The following is a 1694-nucleotide window of genomic DNA, read 5'->3' as shown; positions in this document are numbered from 1 at the left end:
CGTTCTGTCCGACAAAAGATTGAAGAAATGTTATGTAGACAGTCCTTTCTGGCCAACAGGTTGGCCAGCTTCTTCATGTTTTGTGCGGTGGCTGCCACCAGATTGGCGCGTTGGACCTTCGCGGTCCCCCTGTAGAAGGTGAAACGGAGCCCGTGGAGCTCTTTCCCATCGGCGAACGAGCGCTCGACGGTCTGTGGCCGCAGTCGGTAGAGGGATTTTCCAGTCGCGGACAGGCGGTTCTCGTTCACCTGCTCACGGTAATGTTCATCGACGTGGCGTGTGATGTCCCTTCGGTGCGTCCGGCTGGACGTGCACTTCTCGAGGAGAGGGCAGTTCTGACAGATGGAGGGGTCGGACACGTAATGGTGATAGCCGTGGCGGTCCGTCGTCTGATAGGTGAGGCGCTGTCGCGCCGGACAGAGATATGCATCTTCCTCGGGCAGGTACGTGTACCGGGTCTTGCGGAACATCCCCTTCTTTCCGCCGAAACGCCTCCGGGCGATGACCCCGAAGATGCCCCGTTCGACGAGCGCCTTCGCGATCCCGGTCGTGAAGTAGCCGGCATCGAGTGCGACCGCCTCAAGCGGGAAATGGAAACGTTCGAGGACATGGTCGAGCCGATTGAGATAGACGGTGCTGTCCGAGACGTTCCCGGGTGTGACGTGTACATCGACGATGAAATTGTGCTTGGCGTCGACCGTCCGATGCGCCAGCCAGAAAAAGCCTTCCGGCTTCTGGTCACGATACATGTATCCCGCATCCGGGTCGGTCCGGCTCATCTTGACGAGCCGGCGCTCCCTCTTCTCAGATGCCGGTTTCAGTTCTTTTTTCCGCGTTCGGCCCGTTCCTCGTTCACGCGGGTGAGAAGCTCGTCCTCGATCGCACCGACGACCCGTTCGACCTCTACCTTGTCGAATTTCTTCTTGTTCGCGTTCGCTCGGATGTGCGTGGAATCCGTTATCAGGATGCGTCCGGAGACGAGACCGTGAGATTCCGCCTGTCGGACGATGTCCTCGAAGATTTGTTGGAACACGTCGTTCCCCTGGAAGCGTCGGCGGTAGGCCTGGCTGATCGTCGAATGGTCGGGAACCTTCTCATCGATGCCGAGACCGAGGAACCAACGATAGGCGAGGTTCGTCTGAACCTCCCTCACGGTCTGGCGCACGGAACGGATGTTGAACAGGGGTCCGAGTAGGATAATCTTGATGATGATCTCCGGATCGATGCCGGGCGTACCGGTGTTCGAATAGAGCGGGGCGCAGAGCCGGTGCACGATCGAGAAGTCGATGTGGCGGTCGAGTCTCCGGACGAGATGATCCTGCGGGACCAGCTGGTCCAACGTGGTCTTCGACTGGATCGGTTCATGTCGTTTCTCAGAATGGGCGCGATACATATCGGGTTCCTCCTTTTGATGACGGGCGAACTTGGTGTTTACCTTCTTCTTTCCCCGTTTGTAAGGGTTCGAAGTATGTATCAGGCTTTTTCTTCGGCCATCGAGGCCTCAGAAAAAGACAAACGGCCGTCAGATGACGACCGTTTGCGTTGCTCGCCCAACGGCGCCCCGACTCCGACAGGAAAGCAATCCGACGGAGACCCAGCAGCGACCTAGGTCGCGATGCGGCTCCGGGATTGCCTGCGGAAAGCGTGGGCGCCGGACAGGCGAGCGATATGATTCATGTTAGTCAACAAGCTGA

General features: G+C 58.4%; 1 protein-coding gene. It reads right to left on the bottom strand.

The window, feature by feature from the left end; genetic code table 11:
• A protein-coding gene (locus PQI28_RS15530) for an IS1182 family transposase (protein WP_339963826.1) occupies nucleotides 1–1393 on the bottom strand; the annotation gives its coding sequence in 2 pieces (ribosomal slippage) (nucleotides 1–823 and nucleotides 823–1393; 1394 coding nt annotated over the 2 pieces). This gene is flagged as partial in the annotation.
• Nucleotides 1394–1694 lie beyond the last annotated feature (301 nt).

The sequence above is a fragment of the Exiguobacterium sp. USCH10 genome, from assembly GCF_037619445.1.
Classification (GTDB): domain Bacteria; phylum Bacillota; class Bacilli; order Exiguobacteriales; family Exiguobacteriaceae; genus Exiguobacterium; species Exiguobacterium aestuarii_A.
Note: the sequence above shows the minus strand (reverse complement) of the source record. Positions and strands in the feature narration are given on the sequence as shown.